Source organism: Brevundimonas sp. AAP58 (assembly GCF_001295975.1).
GTDB lineage: Bacteria > Pseudomonadota > Alphaproteobacteria > Caulobacterales > Caulobacteraceae > Brevundimonas.
On the sequence record NZ_LJHU01000014.1, the window covers coordinates 1 to 20,000 of the forward strand.

Consider the following 20,000-nt stretch of genomic DNA (forward strand, 5'->3'; position numbering starts at 1 on the left):
CCCCGCGACGCTCTCGGCCATGCAAGCCGCCATGTCGGGGAGCTGAAGCCGCCGCGCGTCTGCCCGCGCCAAGTGATCATCGCGCAGAAGAAAGCCCGCCGGAGGTTCTCCGGCGGGCTTCTTGTTTCAGAGATGCGGAACGGGCTCAGTGCGCCACGTTCTTCCAGATGCGGCGATAGCTGGCATAGGTCAGGCCTCCGAAGATGGCGAGGAAGGCCAGGACACCCATGCCGGTCTGCTTGCGCTCGACCGCGCGGGGGTCGGAGGCCCAGGTGATGAAGGCCGCGACGTCCTTGGACATCTGGTCGACCGTGGCCTCGGTGCCGTCGTCATAGGTGACCTGGCCGTCCGACAGGACCGGCGGCATGGCGATGAAGCCGCCGTAGGGGACCTTGTCCGGATCGCCGTCCCAGAAGGGCGTCATGTCGCCCATCATGTACGGGTTGTAGTACTGGCCGGGCCCGATGCGCAGTTCGGCCGGCGGGTCCACATAGCCGCTGAGCAGCGAGTAGATGTAGTTCGACCCGTCCTTGCGCGCCTTGGCCATGACCGACAGGTCCGGCGGGTAGGCCCCGCCGTTCGCCGCCGCGCCCGCTGTCCGGTTCGGCCACGGGTTGGGGAAGCGGTCGGCGGCGATGCCGGGACGCATGATCGGCTCGCCCGTCTCGGTGTCGATGTCGGCGATCTGGGCCTCGGCCGCGATGGCGCGGACGAAACGGTTCTCGGCCGCGCTGGGGGCAGACGGATCGTAGAAGGGTCCGCCACGCTCACCGAGCGTGCGGAAGCTCAGCAGGTCCATCGAGTGACAGGCCGAGCAGACCTCGCGGTAGACCTTGTAGCCGCGCTGCAGTTGGGCCTGATCGAAGGTGCCGAGCGGCCCCTCGAACGAGAACCCGCCCGAGCGGGGGTGCTTGGCTTCGCCAGCAGCGAAGGCCGGGGACGAGATGGCGGCGATCGCCAGCGCCGCGACCGCGATCTTGCGAATAGAGAGGCTCATCGGGATCAGCCCTTCTTCTCAGGCGAGGCAGGAGCGGCGGCAGTCATGGCGTCGGGGCCTTTCAGCACCGGCTCCGAGATCGACGCGGGGATCTTCAACGGGACCTCCTTCAGGCCGAGATACGGCAGGATCGCGAGGAAGAAGGCGAAGTAGTAGAGCGTCGAGAGACGCGTCAGCCACAGGTAGGAGTTCAGCTCGCCGTCAAAGAGCGTGAAGCTGGGCATGCCCGGAACGACCGGAGCGTCCGGCAGCATGGCCCCGCACCAGCCGAGCACGAAGGCGTTCGCGACAAAGATCGCATAGAAGATCTTGGCCGTCGGGCGGTAGCGCATGGAGCGCACCTTGGAGGTGTCCAGCCAGGGCAGGACGAACAGCACGCCGATGGCCGCGAACATGGCCACCACGCCGCCGAACTTGTCGGGGATGGCGCGCAGGATCGCGTAGAAGGGCAGCAGGTACCACTCCGGCACGATGTGCGGCGGCGTCACGAGCGGGTTGGCCGGGATGTAGTTGTCCGGGTGGCCCAGCGCGTGCGGCATGAAGAAGACGAAGATGCTGAACAGGATCAGGAACAGGATCAGGGCGAAGCCGTCCTTGACCGTGTAGTAGGGGTGGAAGGGCACGGTGTCCTTCTTCTCACGCTCCTTGGGGATCAGGATCCCGACCGGATTGTTCTGACCGGCGGTGTGGAGCGCCCAGAGGTGCAGCACCACCACGCCGAAGATCACGAACGGCAGCAGGTAGTGCAGCGAGAAGAAGCGGTTCAGCGTCGCGTTGTCGATCGCCGGACCACCGCGCAGCCAGATCAGCACGGGCTCGCCGATCAGGGGGATGGCCCCGATCAGGTTGGTGATGACCTCGGCGCCCCAGTAGGACATCTGGCCCCACGGCAGGACGTAGCCGAGGAAGGCCGTGGCGATCATCAGGAAGAAGATCAGACAGCCCAGGATCCAGATCATCTCGCGCGGGGCCTTGTAGGAGCCGTAGTAGAGGCCGCGCAGCATGTGGATATAGACCGCGATGAAGAACATCGAGGCGCCCGTCTGGTGGACGTAGCGGATCAGCCAGCCGCCATTGACGTCACGCATGATGCGCTCGACCGAGGCGAAGGCCATCTCGGTGTTGGGCTGGTAGTGCATCGCCAGGAAGATGCCGGTGACGATCTGCACGACCAGGCAGATGCTCAGGATCGCGCCGAAGGTGTACCAGTAGTTCAGGTTCTTGGGCGTCGGCAGCGCCAGGTAATCGGCGCCGAAACGCACGATCGGAAGACGGGTGTCGAGCCACTTCTCGACGCCGGTCTTGGGGACGTATGTGGATTCGTGTCCGCTCATCGTTTCCTAGCCTCAGCCGATCCGGATGGTGGAGCCGGCGGTGTATTCGTAGTCCGGCACGATCAGGTTCAGGGGTGCCGGGCCTTTTCGAATGCGGCCAGACGCATCGTAGTGCGAGCCGTGGCACGGGCAGAACCAGCCGCCGAACTCGCCGGTGCCGAAGGTGGGGATGCAGCCCAGGTGGGTGCAGTTTCCGAGCACGACCAGTGTGGCCTCATGACCCGGCTTGGTGCGGGCGCTGTCGGGCTCGGGCGGGCTGCCGACGTTGGCCTCGGCGCTGACGCGCTGCAGCTCGGCGGCGGTGCGGTTACGGATGAAGACCGGCTTGCCCTGCCAGGTGATGACGATCTGCTGACCCTCGGCGACCTTCGACGTGTCGAACTCCACCGTCGACAGCGCGAGCGTGTCGGCGGCCGGGTTCATCGAGTTGATCAGCGGCCAGGCCGCCATGACGCCTGCGCCCACGGCCGCGGCGCCCGCGGCGATGTGGATGAAATCCCGACGGGTGGCTTCGCCTTCCGGCGCCCCGTTCGGGCCTTCTGGACTCACGACCGATTCGGCCACGGCTCACCTTTCCAAAAACTGCGAAGGCGGGCGCCCAAAAAAGGACCCCGCGCGCGAGTGCGTTCCTATAGCGCGATGTGGGATGCAAGGCCCGACCCGGCTTTGCGGCGCATCGCCGCAAGATTTTGATGCTTCGTGAGAAGCGGTCTCAATCCGGACCGCGACAGGACCCCATCCCGCGCTTATGAGGGGCCTTAGAATGCGTCTCGCCCTTTTTCAACCGGCCATCCCCCAGAACGTCGGGGCCTGTATCCGCCTGTCGGCCTGCTTCGGAGTCGAGCTCCATGTGATCGAGCCGACCGGCTTCGCCTTCGACGACCGGGCGATGAAGCGCGCGGCGCTGGATTACGGCCCCCTGTCGCACATGACGCGGCATGCGGACTGGGACGCGTTTCAGGCGGCGCGGGGCCCGGGTCGGCTTGTCCTGTTCACGACGAAGGGGGCGACGGCGCTGAACGATTTCGCCTTCAGCCCCGACGACATCCTGCTGTTCGGCTCCGAGCCATCAGGTGCGCCGGAGTTCGTGCATGAAGCGGCGGACGAGCGGGTGGTCATCCCGCTGGAGCCCGGCGCGCGATCGCTGAATCTGGCGGTCAGCGCGGGCATCGGGGTGTTCGAGGCGCTGAGACAGACGCGCCTCAGCCTCGCGCCTTACCCGGATTGAGCCGGATCATCGCGCGGTTCAGCGCCGCCGCGATCGTCACCCAGAGCAGATAGGGCAGCACTGGCAGGGCAGCCGCCGGGCGGATCGACCAGAAGACGGCGATGACGGCCACCAGCGACAGCCACAGCAAGGCGACGTCGATCAGCGCCCAGTCCATCCGCTTGATCCCGAAGAACAGCCACGACCAGCCCGCGTTCAGGATCAGCGACCCGACGTACAGCGCCAGCACATCGGGACGCGACATGCCGATAGCCTCCCAGATCAACCAGCCGGCCCAGGCGTTCAGCGCGAACAGAAGCCCCCAGACCACCGGGAAGGCCCAGTTGGGCGGCGTCCACGACGGCTTGTTGAGGCCGGCATACCAAGGGCCCGGCTTGAACATCCCCCCGCTCGACGCGGCGACGAAGTTCAGGCCGACGAAGACGGCGACGGCGATCCACATTTCGGGGCTCATGTCGACACCCTAGCGCAAGCGGGACGCGGTGGCGCGAAGGAACTGCGCCCTTAAACGATGCGCCAAATCATCAGGGCCAGCCCGCCGACGGCGGCGATGCCCACGATGTAGCTGAGACAGCCGACGGTCTGGATGAGGCGGCGGCGGTTCGGATCAGGAGGGATTTGCATGCCTCGTCCGTGGACCCCGAGGCATGGTCAAGCCAGCCGCGCCGGTGTCGCGCGTCGGGCTGTCACGCGGCCCCGTGCCGCAGGCGATGCCGCCGGGATTGTCACCACCCCGTCGGGGTGGTCCTGTTCGCCAGTCAAGGGAGGCCGGGATGATCTACATCGTGCTCAACGCCGTGCCGATCGCGGTCGCGACCGGATGCGGACTGACCGCCGGACTGCTCATGCGCTGGCTCCTCGGCCGCATGGGCGGGGCCTCAACGGGAACGGCCCTGACGCCGGGGGTGATCATCGCCATCGTTCTGGCCCAGGCCTGGCTGTGCGCGATCCTGGCCGGGGCACTGATCCTGGCCCCCTCCGAGGCCGGGGCATGGACCATGGCCATCGGCAGCGCCGTGGTGATCTGGATCGGCTTCGTCGTGCCAGCCACCATCGTCAATCACACCCAGCGCGGTCTGTCCGCAGGGGCCATGACCACCGACAGCCTGAGCTGGCTGGCGATCATGGTCGTCCAGGCGATTGTGTTGAAGTCGATCGGCCTGGTCCCGCCCCCGACGCCCTGAGGCCTTCGCCCCTATTCCGGCCCCAACGCCGGGGCCATCATGTCGATCGGTCGGAGCATCCGGCCACGGAGGTTCCATGTCGCTGTTCCAGGTCGTCTACGCATCGCGCCCCTTCGGCTACGACCAAGGCATGCTGAACGGCATTCTGGCCGACGCCCGGCGCTGCAACGAACGCGACGGGATCACCGGCTCGCTGATCTGTCGGGACGATCTGTATCTGCAACTGCTGGAAGGCCCGGTCGACGCGGTGACCGCCGCCTTCGAGCGGATCGCGAAGGACGACCGCCACCTGGAGGTCCGGCGGCTGCTGGCGGGGCCCGCCGCCAGCCGGATCTTCCCCGACTGGGCCATGCGGCACGACCCGGCGCGATCATGGATGTGGACCCCGGCCCAGGTCGCCGACGGCGAGCCGGAGCGCGCCAGCCGCGCCGAGATCCTGTCGATCTTCAAGCGGATCGCGGCCGAACCCTCCGCCTGAGCGACGGATCAGTCCGGGCTGTCGTCGGTCGCGATCGCGACCAGGCTTGGCCGCTCGGCGGCACGTGAGGCGGCCACGGCCTCGGTGGCGCGCATGACGCGCAGCACATTCTCGCCCGCGAGCTTTCGAATGTCGCCTTCCGTCCAGCCCTGAGCCATCAGGGCGGCGAGGATGCGGGGATAGGCGTCGACGCCGTCGACGCCGGTCGGCAGGCGCGGCACCCCGTCGAAGTCTCCGCCGATCCCGACATGGTCGATGCCCGCCACGTCGCGGACATGCTGGATGTGGGCCACGACATCGGCGACGCCGGTTTCGGGAACGGGGTTGGCGGCGTCCCAGGCCTCCATGCCGGCGCGCACCGCCGCCGGATCCCCAGGCTCCAGCGACCCCAGCCGGGCCTGCTCGGCGGCGCGGGCCGCGCTCCAGGCGCGGAAGGTCTCGTTGATGAAGCCGGGCACGAAGGTGACCATCACCACGCCGCCGTCCTCGGCCATGAGACGCAGCACGCTGTCGGGCACGTTCCTCGGATGATCCGTCACGCCGCGCGCGGAGGAATGCGAGAAGATGACCGGCGCGTCCGACACCCGCATGGCGTCCAGCATCGTCTCCTCCGAGACGTGGCTGAGGTCGACCAGCATGCCCAGCCGGTTCATCTCGCGCACCACCGCCTCTCCGAAGGGCGACAGGCCGCCGTGGCGCGGGGCATCGGTGGCGCTGTCGGCCCAGGACGTCGTACGCGAATGGGTCAGGGTCATGTAGCGCACACCCGCCTCATGGAACTCGCGCAGCAGGCCCAGCGAATCGTCGATGGAGTAGCCGCCCTCGATGCCCATCAACGACGCGATGCGCCCCGCGCGATGGATGCGGACGATGTCGTCGGCGGTGGTGGCCAGTTCGAAGACGTCCGGGTGAGCGGCGACCATGCGGCGGACCACATCGATCTGCTCGAAGGTCGCCTTGGCCGCCTCGACCGGGGTCAGGCTGGCGGGGACATAGACCGACCAGAACTGGCCGCCAACGCCGCCGGCCCGCAGACGGGGAATGTCGGTATGCAGCCGCGTCGAGCCTTTCAGATTGGCCGTCAGATCGACCGCGAAGGGATCGGACCCGTGCGCCTGCCTCAGCGCCCACGGCAGGTCGTTATGGCCATCGATCAGGGGCGTGCGCTCCAGGATGCGTCGGGCGCGGGCCTCGCCGTCCTGGGCGACAGCCGGAAGAGCGAGGGCGAGGGAGCAGACGGCGAGCGTCAGGGCGCGGATCATGGAACAGCCTCCGGAAGTCGAGCCGGGACTGTGGCAGACGCCGACGCCTGTCGTCACTCCCCCAGGCTGAGCCGCCCGATCAGCACCGCCGCGCGCTGGGACTGGCGCACCAGACTGTCGAGGTCGGCCCACTCGCCCTCGGCGTGGGCGAGGCCGCCCGCGATGCCGAGACCGCCCAGGGTATCGACGTCCGCCGCGACGAAACCGCTGTCCGCCGCGCCCCTTCGAGCCGGATCGAAGGGGGCCATTTCAGGCAGGCCAAGGTCGCGATTGACCTGGTTCAGCCGGTCCAGAAGCGCCGAGTTGCCGGGCGTCGGCGCCATGGGCGGATAGCCGTCCTCGGCAAAGACCAGTTCGGCGGTGGTGCGCGGCAGGTTCTGACCCACGATCTCGGCCATCCGGGCGCGGACGCGGGCGTCCTGCTCCGGCGTCAGGGTGCGCAGGTCGCCGCGCGCGACGGCAGTCTCGGCGACGATGTTGGTCTTGCCGGACGCTTCGACGCGAAAGCCGTCGGCGTCGATCCCGGCCGGAGTGCCGCCGGCGATGACGCCGACGTTGTAGGTCAGGTTGGGCTCGGGCAGCTCGCGCCGGAAGGCGTCGAGAATTCGCGCCATCTCATAGATCGCGCCATAGCCCAGCGTGTCGTTGAACACCCCGCTGGAGTGGCCCGTACGGCCTCCGGTCGTCAGCGTCCAGCTGGCGGCGCTGCGCCGCGCGATGGTGCCGAACTCGGCGCCGTTCTCGGTCGCCAGGTTCTCGAACTCCAGCGCATAGTCGGCCACGCGGCCCGCCGCGATCAGGTCGCGCCGGGCGATCTCCAGCGGCGTGCCGGGCCGTTCCTCGTCGCCGGTCAGGAAGACAGTGACGTTGGACCCTTCCAGGGTGCCCGCCGCCTGCATGGCGCGAAGGGCGGCGATGATGACGACCACTCCGCCCTTGTCGTCGCCGATGCCGGGGCCGGTCGCGCGCGAGCCGTCGCGAACAAAGGTCTGGAACGGGCTATCGGGCTCGAACACCGTGTCGAGGTGGCCGATCAGCAGGATGTTCTTTCCGCCACCGTCGTGAGTGGCGACGAGGTGCCCGGCGCGACCGGTCTGGCTCATGTCGATCCAGCGCACATCGAAGCCCAGCGGCTCCAGTTCGGCGCGGACCATCTCGGCGGTCGCGCGCACGCCCTCGGCGTTCAGGGTGCCGGAGTTTTGGTTCACCATCCGCTCCAGCAGGCCGATATGGCGCTCGTGTTCGGCGACGACGGTCGAGACGATGATCCGCTCGGCCTCGGGCGTCTGGGCCACGGCGGTCCCGGCGAGCAGGAGGCTAGCGATGGTGGACAGAAGCAGACGCATGAACAGTCTCCGGAATGCCGACACCCTGACGAACACGGGCAGCCAGGTAAAGCGGGCGGAGGACAAGGTGACGCGCTCGGCGAAGCGTGGTTCAACACGGCCATGAGCCAAGCCGACATCGCCCCCGCCCCCTCGCTGGATCAGAAGAAGGCCGAGACCCGCGCCTGGTTCGAGACCCTGAGGGACCGTATCCACGCCGGATTCGAGGCGCTGGAAGACGCCGCGCCCGCCGACCTGTTTCCCGGCGAGCCCGGCCGGTTCGTGCGCACGCCGTGGTCCCGCCACGAGGGCGGCGGCGGCGTCATGGGCATGATGCACGGCCGCCTGTTCGAGAAGGTCGGCGTCCACGTCTCGACCGTCCACGGCGAGTTTCCGGCGGACTACGCCAAGAATGTTCCCGGTGCCGAGGACGACCCCCGCTTCTACGCCACCGGCATCAGCCTGATCTGCCACCCGGTCAGTCCGAAGGTCCCGGCGGTGCATATGAACACCCGCTTCATCGCCACAACGAAGAGCTGGTTCGGCGGCGGGGCGGACCTGACGCCCGTGCTGGATGTGGAGCGGACGCAGGAGGCGCCGGACACCATCGCCTTCCACGCCGGGATGCGCGCGCCCTGCGATGCCCACGATCCGAGCTGGTACGCCAAGTACAAGCAGTGGTGCGACGAATACTTCATGCTGCCGCATCGCAACGAGATGCGCGGCATCGGCGGCATCTTCTACGACCATCACGACAGCGGCGATTACGCGAAGGATTTCGCCTTCACGCGCGACGTCGGCATGGCGTTCCTGGACACCTATTCGGCCATCGTGCGTCGGCGCATGACCGAGAGCTGGACGCCCGAGGAGCGCGAGGAGCAGCTGATCCGCCGGGGCCGCTACGTCGAGTTCAACCTGCTCTACGACCGGGGCACTACCTTCGGGCTGAAGACCGGCGGCAACGTCGAGTCGATCCTGAGCTCGATGCCGCCGGTGGTGAAGTGGCCCTAGCCGATGCTGTTGACGCACCGCGGCGCGCTGTAGCCCTGCTGCCAGAAGCAGTTCCGGGCCACGCCTGTCTCGGTGTTGACCATCCAGACCTCGCCGCCTGCGTCGGTGTTGTAGGCTCCCGCAGGCACCCAGCGCCCGCCGGACTGGGCCTGGGTGGGCTCCGAGGACACGGCGGCGACGAGCGCCGACAGGGCGACGATGCCGGCGGCGGTGTAGGCTAGACGAGATTTCATCGCGATCTCCTGGGTTAGACAGATCGAGCGTAGCAGCACCACGCACATAGAGAAGGTTGGGCGGTCAGGCCGTCAGGAACCGTCTGATCCATTGCCCGACTAGGCGGCGATCATCCTCCGCTTCCAGGCTCTCGACCGCCCGATCGACCACAGCTTCCTCGATCCTCCCACGCCGGCCTTCGACGAGGGCACCCGTGAAGGCGCGGCTGAACTCCGGGTGGGGCTGAAGGGACATGGCGTCGTCGTCCCAGGCGAGGCCGGCGTAGGGGGTGAAGTCGCTGGCCAGGGTGACACGCGCGGCCTCGGGCTTCAGCAGGACCTGGTCCTGATGCGAGGCGGACAGGGCGATCTCAGCGACCAGCGGGTCCATCCAGGGCTGGGGCTCGACCACGCGATAGCGATGCAGCCCCACGCCCCAGCCGCGCTCGGATTTCTCGACCCGGCCGCCGAGCGCCTGGGCCATCGCCTGGTGTCCGAAGCAGACGCCGACCAGGCGCGTGCGGCCGCGCGCCCTCCGGATCCAGTCCAGCAGGGGCGGGATCCAGGCGTGGTCCTCGTATACGCCCGCCGCCGAGCCGGTGATGATCGCGCCGTCGAAGACGGCCGGATCGGGCAGATGGCCAGCCTGGACGTCGAAGGCGCGCGTTTCGAACCCGTCGCCGAGCAGCCGGACGAACATCGACGGATAGTCGCCGTGGGTGGGCTGAAGTGCGGCAGGCGGGCGGCCGGTCTCGAGCACGGCGATGGTCGGCATGAAGACTCCGCGAGGCTGGGGATGATTGTCGCTCATCTAGGGCGCCCGGCGACGGAATGCGCTAGAGGGCCCGCGTCGGTGCCTTGACCGACCGCCAGCCAGGGTCTCGCCATGGACGCCGATGACGCTCCCGTCGTCCTCATAAACGTCTTCAAGGTCCAGCCGGAGAAGCAGGACGAACTGCTCGAGTTGCTGGCCGCCCTGACCCGGGCTCAGGTCGGGTTGCCCGGGTTTGTCTCGGCGACGCTGCACCGGGGGCTGAACGGCAAGACGGTGGCCAATCACGCCGTCTGGCGCTCGGTGGATGACTGGAAGGCGATGACGCGCAACGAAGCCGTCGCCGCCGCCATGGTGCCGATCATGGCCATCGCGACGTTCGAGCCGAACCTCTACGAGGCCGGCGAGGTGATCGGCTAGGCGCGCCAGACCTCCGCCCGGGCCCCCGCGTCGCCGAGGGTCTGGGCCACCCATCCACAGATCTCGGTCGCCGCCGCGTCCGCCCCGGCGGGCGGATTGACCACGACCATGGCGCAGCCGTTCATCTTCATGGGATCGGTCAGGGGACGCAGCCGCGCCTCGGCGACGAGGGTCGGGACAGAGGTCGCGGCCGCCAGCCGCCGGAGGAAGCCGTCGAAGGTCTCCAGGTCCTTGAGCGGGGTCCAGATGGCGACCAGGGCATCCGGGTCGGGCTTGACGATGGCCCCGGCGGTTTCGGCCGCGCGCAGGTAGTCGTCGGGTCGTTCAAACGGCGGGTCGATCAGGACCACAGCCCCCCTCGCCTGCCTGGCCTCCGCCCGGACCAGATCGTATCCGTCGCCGATCTCGCCCCGCGCGCCGGCAAAGCCCCTGAGACTCTCGCGCAGCAGGCCGGCCACCTCCTCGCGCAGTTCGAAGCCGACATAGTGGTCCTCAGGACCCAGGGCCCGCGCGATCAGCACCGGTGAGCCGGGGTAGAAGCGCACGCCGCCCTCGGGATTCAGAGCCGCCACCTCCGCCGCCAGCGCCTCGATCAGCGAGGGCCGCGCCCCGACCGCCATCAGGCGTGCGACGCCCGCCTCGGCTTCTCGGGATCGAGCCGCGTCGCCCGTCAGGTCGTAGAGACCGGCGCCCGCATGGGTGTCCAGCACCATCATCGGCCCGGCGGCCTGACGCGCCTTCAGCAGCCAAAGCACCAGGGCATGCTTGACGAGGTCGGCGAAGTTTCCCGCGTGAAAGCTGTGGCGATAGTTCATGGCGAGCCCTAGGCCTGCTCCCAGAATGTGCGGCTGGCCGGGCTGATGGGGCGACCGGCGCGGTCGTCGAGTTTCAGGATCAGGTCGCGGAACTCGGCCGCCTCGCCGGGGCCGCGGAGCAGGCGTAGCGACTTGATGATGCGGGTGATGCGCAGGTGGTTGTGGTCCTGGGGGACCAGCCAGTGGCCGTTCGACTGATAGAAGGCGGCCATGCGGTCTGTCCCCGCCGCCAGCGCGATCTGGGCCAGGCCCGAGGCGTGGATGGCCTGGACGTCCTCGGGCGTCAGGATGGGTGCGCGGCGGTTGGCGCCGGACGGCTGGTCCAGCGGGAACAGCCACTGGATGAAGTCGTGGGTCTCCTCGATCTGGCGGTCGTTCATGGCGACGACCTCGAAGACGTTGCGGCCCGCGCCGTCGGTGCCTCCGCCCTTCAGGAAGTCGACGATGTCGCTCATCCGCGCGGCCTCGAAGGCGGCGCGGCAGGCGGACGGGAATCAGTCGCGGGCCCCATGACCCCCGGGTGGTCGGGGATCACGGGTATGGCGTCAAGGGCGGTGGTTCAGGCCGCCTTGTCCCAGTCCAGCACGACCTTGCCTGACTGGCCCGAGCGCATGGCCTCGAAGCCTTCGGCATAGCGGTCGTACGGCAGGGTGTGGGTGATGAGCGGGGTCAGGTCGAGACCGGCCTTGAGCAGGCCCAGCATCTTGCGCCAGGTGGTGAACATCTCACGCCCGTAGACGCCCTTGATGGTCAGGGCCTTCAGGATGATCGCGCCCCAGTCGGTCTCCATGGGCTTCGACGGAATGCCGAGCAGGGCCAGGCCGCCGCCCATGATCAGGGTGTCGACGCACTGCTTGAAGGCGATGGGGCTGCCGGACATCTCCAGCGCCACGTCGAAGCCGACCTTGAGGCCCAGCTCCTTCATGACGTCGTGCAGGTCTTCACGCGTCGTGTTCACGCAGCGCACGCCCGGCGCGACCTTCTGGGCCAGCTCCAGCCGGAAGTCGTTGATGTCGGTCAGAACGACGGTGCGCGCGCCGGCGTGGCGGGCAACAGCGGCGGCCATCATGCCGATGGGGCCGGCCCCGGTGACCAGCACGTCCTCGCCCAGCAGGTCGAACTGCTGGGCCGTGTGCACGGCATTGCCGAACGGGTCGAGGATCGAGCCGATCTCGTAAGGCACGTCCTCGGGCAGCTCGATGACGTTGAAGGCCGGGGCGACGACGTATTCGGCGAAGCCGCCCTGGCGGTTCACGCCGATGCCGCGCGTGGCGGGGTCGAGGTGGAAGTGGCCGGCGCGGGCCGCTTCGGAGTTCAGGTCGATGACGTGGCCCTCGACCGAGACGCGCTGGCCGACCTTGAGGCGACGATCGACGTCCTTGCCGATCTGGACGATGTCACCACTGAACTCATGGCCCGTGATCATGGGGACAGGCACGTTCTTCTGGGACCACTCGTCCCAGTTCCAGATGTGGATGTCGGTGCCGCACACCGCCGCGCGGCGCACCTTGATCAGGACGTCCTCGGGACCGGGCGTCGGCACCGGCGCCTCGATCAGGTCCAGGCCGATCTCGGGCCGCATCTTGGCCAGGGCCTTCATCGTAGTGGTCATACGCCAGTTCCTCTCGCCAACCCCGGCCCATCCATAATCGACAGAGTTAAGGCAGGGTACTCCGGAGATTTCTGGCTTGCAGCCACTGAGTCTTCTAAAATGGACATGAATACTGGGTAATCTGATCTCAGATTTTGCTTCAAGGCTGGAAGGTCGTAAACATCGATCTCCGTAGGCTCTTGGATCATTGCAATAGTATCATACAGCGCATCAGGATTTCGACCGACCCAGTCAGGGATATCAGGAAGCGCGACGAACAGATCGTACACGTCTTCCATATCTCGCACCTTTGCACCGTCAATGATCAGGCGTCTGACTGACACTAAACCACCCCCAGCTCTCGCCCCGCCGTCGTGAACGCCGCGACCGCTTGATCAATGTGTTCGAAGGTGTGCGCCGCCGACATCTGGGTGCGGATGCGGGCCTGGCCGCGCGGCACCACAGGGAAGCTGAACCCGATGACGTAGACGCCGAGCTCCAGCATGCGGGCGGCGAAGTCCTGGGCCAGCTTGGCGTCGCCCAGCATGACCGGGATGATCGGGTGCTGGCCGGGCAGGAGGTCGAAGCCGGCCGCCTGCATCGCGCCCCGGAACCGCTCGGCGTTGGCGAACAGCTGGGTACGGAGCGCGTCGCCCTCGGCCCCTTGGGCGATGCGGATGGCCTCCAGGCTCGCGCCGCAGACGGACGGGGCGAGCGCGTTGGAGAAGAGGTAGGGCCGCGCCCGCTGTTTCAGCAGTTCGACCACCGGCTTCGTCGCGCAGATGAAGCCGCCCATGGCCCCACCTAGCGCCTTGCCGAAGGTGCCGGTGACGAAGTCGACCTTGACCCTGCAATGGGCGTAGGAGCCTCGACCCTGAGGCCCCAGGAACCCCGTGGCGTGACAGTCGTCGACCATGATCAGGGCGTCGTAACGGTCGGCGATGGCGCGGATTTCATCCAGTTTGGCGATGTAGCCGTCCATCGAGAAGGCGCCGTCGGTGGCGATGATGATGTCGCGCGCCCCGTCGGCCCGGGCCTGCTTCAGCTGGGCCTCCAGGTCGGCCATGTCGGAGGTGGCGTAGCGGTAGCGCTTGGCCTTGCACAGCCGAACCCCATCGATGATCGAGGCGTGGTTCAGACTGTCCGACACGATCGCGTCCTCAGGCCCGAACAGGGGCTCGAACAGGCCGCCGTTGGCATCGAAGGCGGCGGCGAACAGGATGGTGTCCTCGAAGCCGAGGTAGTCCGCGATGGCGCGTTCGAGCTCCTTGTGGATCTCCAGCGTGCCGCAGATGAACCGCACCGAGGCCGTGCCCCCGCCCCAGCGTTGGGTGGCGGCGTTGGCGGCATCGACGATCCGCTGATCGCCGCCCAGGCCGAGGTAGTTGTTGGCGCAGAAGTTCAGGACTTGACGCCCGCTGACCTCGATCACCGGCCCCTGGCGGGACTGGATGACCCGCTCGGGCTTGGTCAATCCCTGGTCGGCGATGTCGGACAGTTCGGCGGCGACGCGATCGTGGAAGGAGGCGGTGCTCATGCGCCGCCTCTTAGACCCTGACCGAAGGGGTTGGAAGCGTCAGGCCGCCTCAGGCGCCGGCGCGACGTTCTCGGTCGCCCTCACCGGGTTGACCCGGATGCGCCCGCCGCACGGGGTGAGGCTCAGCGGCAGCGCGAGGCTGGCAGTGTCGGCACCCATGCGGACCGTGACCCTCGCCGCCGTCGGGCAGGTCGTCTGGCCCTGAGCCTCATTCGGGACGACGTTCCAGGCAATGTCGAAGAAGGCGCGCCCGCCCGCGGCCAGCGTCACCGGGGTAGCGGTCCCGGGGCTCTGATCCGCGCGCACGCCGCTGACGGGACGGCCATCGGCGTCGAGCAGCGACACGGCGGGATAGCCCGACAGATTGCACGGCGCGGTCCCGGCATTGGTCAGGGTCAGGGTCTGGACGCGGTTGCCCGCACCAGCGTCGCCCTCCCCGGCCGCCAGACGGAGATCAGCCGTGCGGCAGGCGATCGCCGTGGCTCCTGTCGAGGCCGGCTGGCCGGGCGGCGGAAGCTCGGGGTTAGCGGACGGGCGACTGCAGCGTTCCAGAACGGCCGTGCCGACCTGATCGTTCGGGCCGATGCGGCTGAGCGTCGCCTGTTCCTGGCCATTGCGGCTGGCGGTCCACCATTCGAGGCCAGAACCGACATAGCGGGCGCCGCTACCCGAGACGGCGATGCGCATGGCATAGGTCTGGCCGTCGTAGACCACCTGGGCCGTCTCGGTGTCGATGTACTGGGCCTGGACGGTCTTGCCGCTCTCGCAGGCGTAGCCGATAGCGGGCGCGGTCGGGACCGGTGCGCCCACGGGCGAGTCCTGGGGCACGGGTGTCACCGGTTCAGCGGACTCGCGGTCGCAGGCGGCCAGCGACAAGGCCCCCATCAGGACAAGAGCGAGCGGGCGGGTCGAGGTCATGCGGGTCTCCATTGGACGCGCGAGAATAACGCCGTCCGGTGACAATGGCTCCGCTTGATTGGGCCTTGCCGGCGACTTGGCCGGAGGCGCGCCGGCCCGCTAAGGTCGCGGCGAAGGAGCGCCCCATGACCGAACGCGACCTGTATCCCGTGCAACCGCAATGGGCGGCTCGCGCCCATATGAATCGCGAAGCCTATGAGGCGGCGCGGGTCGCGGCGCGTGAGCGGCCCGACGCCTTCTGGGCTGAGCAGGCAAGCCGACTGGACTGGATCACGGCGCCGACGGTGATAAAGGACGTGTCCTTCGCCAGGGAGGATTTCCGCATCCGCTGGTTCGCCGACGGGGTGCTGAACGTCTGCTTCAACTGCGTGGACCGGCACCTGCCCGAGCGCGCCGACCAGACGGCGATCCTCTGGGAGGGCGATGAACCCGATCAGTCCGGCGGTCTGACCTATGCCGAGCTGCACCGCGAGGTGTGCCGCATGGCCAATGTGCTGAAGTCGCTGGGGGTCAGGAAGGGTGATAGGGTGACGATCTACCTGCCCATGATCCCCGCCGCCGCCGTGGCCATGCTGGCCTGTGCAAGGATCGGCGCGATCCATTCGGTGGTGTTCGGCGGCTTCAGTCCCGACAGCCTGGCGGGCCGGATCGAGGATTGCGGCTCGCGGCTGGTCATCACCGCCGACGAGGGCCTGCGCGGCGGCAAGCGCGTGCCGCTGAAGGCCAACGTCGATGCGGCGCTGGAAAAGGTGGCGGTGGAGACGGTGCTGGTGATCAGCCACACCAACGCCGATGTGCCCATGACCGGCGGGCGGGACTTTCGCTATGGCGAGCTGAAGCACGGGGTTTCGGACGAGTGTCCGTGCGAGCCGATGGACGCGGAGGATCCGCTGTTCATCCTCTACACCTCGGGCTCGACCGGAAAGCCCAAGGGAGTGCTGCACACCACGGGCGGCTATCTGTTCTGGGCGTCGTGGACGCACGAACTGGTCTTCGACTACCGACCCGGAGAGGTCTTCTGGTGCACGGCCGACGTGGGCTGGGTCACGGGGCACAGCTACGTCGTCTACGGCCCCCTGGCGAACGCGGGCACGACCCTGATGTTCGAGGGCGTGCCCAACCACCCGAGCGTCAGCCGGTTCTGGGAGGTCGTGGACAAGCACAGGGTCGAGATCTTCTACACGGCGCCGACGGCGCTCAGGGCGCTGATGCGCGAGGGCGACGGGCCGGTGAAGGCGACGAGCCGGGCGTCCTTGCGCCTGCTCGGCACTGTGGGCGAGCCGATCAATCCGGAGGCCTGGCGCTGGTACCACGAGGTGGTCGGCGAGGGCCGGCTGCCGATCGTCGACACCTGGTGGCAGACGGAGACGGGGGGCGTGCTGGTCTCTCCCCTGCCCGGCGCCACGGACCTGAAGCCGGGGTCAGCGACGAAGCCGCTGCCGGGGGTGGAGCTGGAGCTGGTGGACGCCGAGGGCAACGTGCTGGAGGGTGCCGCATCGGGCAATCTGGTCATCACCGACAGCTGGCCGGGCCAGATGCGGACGGTCTATGGCGACCCGCAGCGGTTCTTCGACACCTATTTCAGCGCCTACCCGGGCAAGTACTTCACCGGCGACGGCTGCCGGCGCGATGAAGACGGCGATTACTGGATCACCGGCCGTGTGGACGACGTGATCAACGTCTCGGGCCACCGCATGGGCACGGCGGAGGTGGAGAGCGCGCTGGTGCTGCACGCCGACGTGGCCGAGGCGGCGGTTGTCGGCTTCCCCCACGACATCAAGGGCCAGGGCATCTACGCCTATGTGACGCTGAACGCCGGCGTCGAGGCGAGCGATGCTTTGCGCGCTGATCTCGTCACTCACGTAAGGAAAGAGATCGGGCCGATCGCGGCACCCGACGTCATCCAGTGGGCGCCGGGCCTGCCCAAGACGCGATCGGGCAAGATCATGCGGCGCATCCTGAGGAAGATCGCGGAGAACGAGACCGGGGCGCTGGGCGACACCTCGACCCTGGCCGATCCGTCCGTCGTCGACGCCTTGGTCGCAGGGCGGCCGTGATGCCGGACAGCAAAAAGCCCCGCGGCGGGAGCCAGCGGGGCCTTGAGATCTTGGGTGCGGGAGCAGGATTTGAACCTGCGACCTTCAGGTTATGAGCCTGAGGAGTGGAGCGGAGCCGTATACGGCGAAGCGACGCGGGCTGCTCCATCCCACTGTGCAGACAGCAAAAAGCCCCGCGGCGGGAGCCAGCGGGGCCTTGAGATCTTGGGTGCGGGAGCAGGATTTGAACCTGCGACCTTCAGGTTATGAGCCTGACGAGCTACCGGGCTGCTCCATCCCGCGGCAAACGGTAGGCGTGAAGGAAGAACGTTCGAGAGACACAATCCGTGTATCCGCTTGGTAGACCCGGCGGCGACCTACTCTCCCGCGCCTTGAGACGAAGTACCATTGGCTCTGGAGGGCTTAACGACCGAGTTCGGAATGGGATCGGGTGGGGAACCTCCGACATAGCCACCAGGTCAACCAAGCGGATACATGGATTGTGAGAGAAGACATTGTCTTGCGAAAATCGAATGAGTTTTGCTGAGAAACGATCAAGCCGATCGGATTATTAGTACCAGTAAGCTTCACGCGTCGCCGCGCTTCCACACCTGGCCTATCAACGTGGTAGTCTTCCACGATCCTCAGCGAAGCCTTGTTTTGAGGTTAGTTTCCCGCTTAGATGCTTTCAGCGGTTATCTATTCCGTACTTAGCTACCCTGCTGCACGGCTGGCGCCATGACAGGTCCACCAGAGGTACGTCCATCCCGGTCCTCTCGTACTAGGGACAGATCCTCTCAAGCTTCGAACACCCACGGCAGATAGGGACCAAACTGTCTCACGACGTTCTGAACCCAGCTCACGTACCACTTTAATCGGCGAACAGCCGAACCCTTGGGACCTGCTCCAGCCCCAGGATGTGATGAGCCGACATCGAGGTGCCAAACTTTGCCGTCGATATGGACTCTTGGGCAAAATCAGCCTGTTATCCCTAGAGTACCTTTTATCCGTTGAGCGATGGCCCTTCCACGCGGGACCACCGGATCACTATGGCCGACTTTCGTCTCTGCTCGACTTGTCAGTCTCGCAGTCAGGCGAGCTTATGCCATTGCACTCGACGAGCGATTTCCGACCGCTCTGAGCTCACCATCGCGCGCCTCCGTTACACTTTGGGAGGCGACCGCCCCAGTCAAACTACCCACCACGCCATGTCCCGGGACCGGATAACGGCCCTCGGTTAGACGTCAACGACAGTAAGGGTGGTATTTCAAGGATGGCTCCACCAGAGCTGGCGCCCCAGTTTCATAGCCTCCCACCTATCCTACACATACGGTCGCTAACGCCAAGGCGAAGCTATAGTAAAGGTTCATAGGGTCTTTCCGTCTGACCGCGGGAACCCCGCATCTTCACGGGGAATTCAATTTCACTGAGCCTGTGCTGGAGACAGTGGGGAAGTCGTTACGCCATTCGTGCAGGTCGGAACTTACCCGACAAGGAATTTCGCTACCTTAGGACCGTTATAGTTACGGCCGCCGTTTACCTGGGCTTCAGTTCGACGCTTTCACATCTCCCTTTAACCTTCAGGCACCGGGCAGGCGTCAGACCCTATACGTCGCATTGCTGCTTCGCAGAGCCCTGTGTTTTTGCTAAACAGTCGCTACCCCCTGGCTTGTGCCACTCTCATCTGGTTGCCCAAAAGAGAGTCACGCTTATTCCGAAGTTACGCGTGCAATTTGCCGAGTTCCTTCAGCACAGTTCTCTCAAGCGCCTTGGTATGCTCTACCTGACCACCTGTGTCGGTTTCGGGTACGGTCTCTGCTGGAGTTATTTCCAGGGACAACTTCCCTGCCAGGACAATCCAATAAGCCCTGACAAGTTACGCCATCCGTCACTTCCAGCTGGTGCAGGAATATTTACCTGCTTCCCATCGACTACGCTTTTCAGCCTCGCCTTAGGGGCCGACTAACCCTGCGCAGATTAGCTTTACGCAGGAACCCTTGGTCTTTCGGCGGGAGTGTCTCTCACACTCCTTATCGTTACTCATGTCAGCATTCTCACTTCCGATACCTCCAGCCAGGCTCACGCCTGACCTTCACTGGCTTACGGAACGCTCCGCTACCGCTCGCTTACGCGAACCCATACCTTCGGCGACTGGCTTGAGCCCCGTTACATTTTCCGCGCAGGATCGCTTGATCAGTGAGCTGTTACGCTTTCTTTAAAGGATGGCTGCTTCTAAGCCAACCTCCTGATTGTCAAAGCAATCCCACATCGTTTCCCACTTAGCCAGTACTTGGGGGCCTTAGATGATGGTTAGGGTTGTTTCCCTTTTCACGACGGACGTTAGCACCCGCCGTGTGTCTGCCCGGTAGTTCTCTCGGGTATTCGGAGTTTGGTTAGTATTGGTACCGCTCGCGCAGCCCGCAACCATCCAGTGCTCTACCCCCCGAGGAATTCGCCGGACGCTCTACCTAAATAGATTTCGCGGAGAACCAGCTATGTCTGGGTTTGATTGGCCTTTCACCCCTATCCACAAGTCATCCGAGACTTTTTCAACAGGCACCGGTTCGGACCTCCAGTTGGTGTTACCCAACCTTCATCCTGCTCATGGATAGATCACCCAGTTTCGGGTCGTCATACGTCGAACTTAGCGCCCTATTCAGACTCGCTTTCGCTGCGCCTACACCTAACGGCTTAAGCTTGCTCGACACATGAAGTCGCTGACCCATTATACAAAAGGTACGCCGTCACCCCGCATGGGGGCTCCGACTGCTTGTAGGCTTCCGATTTCAGGATCTGTTTCACTCCCCTTGTCGGGGTGCTTTTCACCTTTCCCTCACGGTACTTGTTCACTATCGGTCGTAGAGGAGTACTTAGGCTTGG

20 protein-coding genes, 2 tRNA genes and 2 rRNA genes (1 of these 24 running past the window's edge) are annotated in these 20,000 nt (G+C 66.3%); 6 read left to right on the forward strand and 18 right to left on the reverse strand.

Annotated elements, in window-relative coordinates; all coding sequences use genetic code 11:
- Positions 1-145 precede the first annotated feature (145 nt).
- From IP78_RS01995 to petA, 3 genes are read right to left on the reverse strand one after another with little or no spacing between them, the layout of a single operon-like run.
- Positions 146-997 carry a cytochrome c1 gene (locus IP78_RS01995; protein WP_054110044.1) on the reverse strand — a complete coding sequence of 284 codons (852 nt, stop codon included), beginning with the start codon at positions 995-997 and terminating at the stop codon, positions 146-148.
- A gap of 5 nt (positions 998-1,002) precedes the next feature.
- A complete protein-coding gene (locus tag IP78_RS02000) occupies positions 1,003-2,331 on the reverse strand; it encodes a cytochrome b/b6 (protein ID WP_054110045.1) in 1,329 nt (442 codons plus the stop codon).
- A gap of 12 nt (positions 2,332-2,343) precedes the next feature.
- A complete protein-coding gene (gene petA, locus IP78_RS02005; RefSeq protein WP_054110046.1) occupies positions 2,344-2,895 on the reverse strand; it encodes a ubiquinol-cytochrome c reductase iron-sulfur subunit in 552 nt (183 codons plus the stop codon).
- A 199-nt stretch (positions 2,896-3,094) separates the two neighbouring features.
- On the opposite strand from petA, the gene IP78_RS02010 reads away from it, so the two are divergent.
- Entirely contained in the window at positions 3,095-3,559 is a 465-nt protein-coding gene (locus tag IP78_RS02010) for a tRNA (cytidine(34)-2'-O)-methyltransferase (RefSeq protein WP_054110047.1), read from the forward strand.
- Here the strand turns inward: IP78_RS02010 and IP78_RS02015 are convergent.
- Positions 3,534-4,013, reverse strand: a complete 480-nt coding sequence (locus IP78_RS02015; protein ID WP_054110048.1) for a TspO/MBR family protein — start codon at positions 4,011-4,013, stop codon at positions 3,534-3,536. The two genes, IP78_RS02010 and IP78_RS02015, sit on opposite strands and share 26 nt — an antisense overlap.
- A 319-nt stretch (positions 4,014-4,332) precedes the next feature.
- On the opposite strand from IP78_RS02015, the gene IP78_RS02020 reads away from it, so the two are divergent.
- Together IP78_RS02020 and IP78_RS02025 are read left to right on the forward strand one after the other, a co-directional pair.
- Complete coding sequence (locus tag IP78_RS02020) at positions 4,333-4,743, forward strand: hypothetical protein (protein WP_054110049.1); 411 nt, start codon at positions 4,333-4,335, stop codon at positions 4,741-4,743.
- Between the two features lie 76 nt (positions 4,744-4,819).
- Positions 4,820-5,221 carry a BLUF domain-containing protein gene (locus IP78_RS02025; protein ID WP_054110050.1) on the forward strand — a complete coding sequence of 134 codons (402 nt, stop codon included), beginning with the start codon at positions 4,820-4,822 and terminating at the stop codon, positions 5,219-5,221.
- An 8-nt stretch (positions 5,222-5,229) separates the two neighbouring features.
- Here IP78_RS02025 and IP78_RS02030 read toward each other — a convergent pair whose 3' ends face one another.
- Entirely contained in the window at positions 5,230-6,483 is a 1,254-nt protein-coding gene (locus tag IP78_RS02030) for a dipeptidase (protein WP_054110051.1), read from the reverse strand.
- 53 nt (positions 6,484-6,536) lie between these two features.
- A complete protein-coding gene (locus IP78_RS02035) occupies positions 6,537-7,829 on the reverse strand; it encodes a M20/M25/M40 family metallo-hydrolase (protein WP_054110052.1) in 1,293 nt (430 codons plus the stop codon).
- Between the two features lie 102 nt (positions 7,830-7,931).
- Between IP78_RS02035 and hemF the strand changes: the two genes are divergently transcribed.
- On the forward strand, positions 7,932-8,819 hold the full coding sequence (hemF, locus tag IP78_RS02040) for an oxygen-dependent coproporphyrinogen oxidase (RefSeq protein ID WP_197272352.1): 888 nt from the start codon (positions 7,932-7,934) through the stop codon (positions 8,817-8,819).
- On the opposite strand, the gene IP78_RS02045 is transcribed toward hemF, so the two are convergent.
- Both IP78_RS02045 and IP78_RS02050 read right to left on the reverse strand, forming a co-directional pair.
- Positions 8,816-9,052 carry a hypothetical protein gene (locus IP78_RS02045; protein WP_156320245.1) on the reverse strand — a complete coding sequence of 79 codons (237 nt, stop codon included), beginning with the start codon at positions 9,050-9,052 and terminating at the stop codon, positions 8,816-8,818. The genes hemF and IP78_RS02045 overlap by 4 nt on opposite strands.
- A 64-nt stretch (positions 9,053-9,116) precedes the next feature.
- Complete coding sequence (locus tag IP78_RS02050) at positions 9,117-9,842, reverse strand: type 1 glutamine amidotransferase (protein ID WP_231680864.1); 726 nt, start codon at positions 9,840-9,842, stop codon at positions 9,117-9,119.
- Between the two features lie 75 nt (positions 9,843-9,917).
- Between IP78_RS02050 and IP78_RS02055 the strand changes: the two genes are divergently transcribed.
- Positions 9,918-10,223, forward strand: coding sequence for an antibiotic biosynthesis monooxygenase (locus tag IP78_RS02055; protein WP_054110055.1), 306 nt, complete (start codon positions 9,918-9,920; stop codon positions 10,221-10,223).
- On the opposite strand, the gene rlmJ is transcribed toward IP78_RS02055, so the two are convergent.
- The 6 genes from rlmJ to IP78_RS02080 form a co-directional block, all read right to left on the reverse strand.
- On the reverse strand, positions 10,220-11,038 hold the full coding sequence (rlmJ, locus tag IP78_RS02060; RefSeq protein WP_054110056.1) for a 23S rRNA (adenine(2030)-N(6))-methyltransferase RlmJ: 819 nt from the start codon (positions 11,036-11,038) through the stop codon (positions 10,220-10,222). The genes IP78_RS02055 and rlmJ overlap by 4 nt on opposite strands.
- A gap of 8 nt (positions 11,039-11,046) precedes the next feature.
- Positions 11,047-11,493: an opioid growth factor receptor-related protein gene (locus IP78_RS02065; protein WP_054110057.1), complete on the reverse strand. Its 447-nt coding sequence runs from the start codon at positions 11,491-11,493 to the stop codon at positions 11,047-11,049.
- 104 nt (positions 11,494-11,597) lie between these two features.
- A complete protein-coding gene (tdh, locus tag IP78_RS02070; RefSeq protein ID WP_369814655.1) occupies positions 11,598-12,638 on the reverse strand; it encodes an L-threonine 3-dehydrogenase in 1,041 nt (346 codons plus the stop codon).
- An 8-nt stretch (positions 12,639-12,646) separates the two neighbouring features.
- Positions 12,647-12,973, reverse strand: coding sequence for a barstar family protein (locus tag IP78_RS14930; RefSeq protein WP_255350729.1), 327 nt, complete (start codon positions 12,971-12,973; stop codon positions 12,647-12,649).
- On the reverse strand, positions 12,973-14,166 hold the full coding sequence (gene kbl / locus IP78_RS02075; RefSeq protein ID WP_054110059.1) for a glycine C-acetyltransferase: 1,194 nt from the start codon (positions 14,164-14,166) through the stop codon (positions 12,973-12,975). The genes IP78_RS14930 and kbl overlap by 1 nt, the downstream gene beginning before the upstream one ends.
- Before the next feature lie 39 nt (positions 14,167-14,205).
- Complete coding sequence (locus tag IP78_RS02080; protein ID WP_054110075.1) at positions 14,206-15,084, reverse strand: DUF4232 domain-containing protein; 879 nt, start codon at positions 15,082-15,084, stop codon at positions 14,206-14,208.
- 125 nt (positions 15,085-15,209) lie between these two features.
- On the opposite strand from IP78_RS02080, the gene acs reads away from it, so the two are divergent.
- Entirely contained in the window at positions 15,210-17,141 is a 1,932-nt protein-coding gene (gene acs, locus IP78_RS02085; RefSeq protein ID WP_054110060.1) for an acetate--CoA ligase, read from the forward strand.
- Between the two features lie 51 nt (positions 17,142-17,192).
- Here the strand turns inward: acs and IP78_RS15205 are convergent.
- The 4 genes from IP78_RS15205 to IP78_RS02100 all read right to left on the reverse strand — a co-directional run.
- Positions 17,193-17,295, reverse strand: a tRNA-Met gene (locus IP78_RS15205).
- Between the two features lie 51 nt (positions 17,296-17,346).
- Positions 17,347-17,423 (reverse strand) — tRNA-Met (locus IP78_RS02090).
- Positions 17,424-17,484: 61 nt separating this feature from the next.
- Positions 17,485-17,599, reverse strand: a 5S ribosomal RNA gene (gene rrf / locus IP78_RS02095).
- Between the two features lie 71 nt (positions 17,600-17,670).
- Positions 17,671-20,000: ribosomal RNA gene (locus tag IP78_RS02100) — 23S ribosomal RNA — on the reverse strand (it continues 451 nt past the right edge of the window).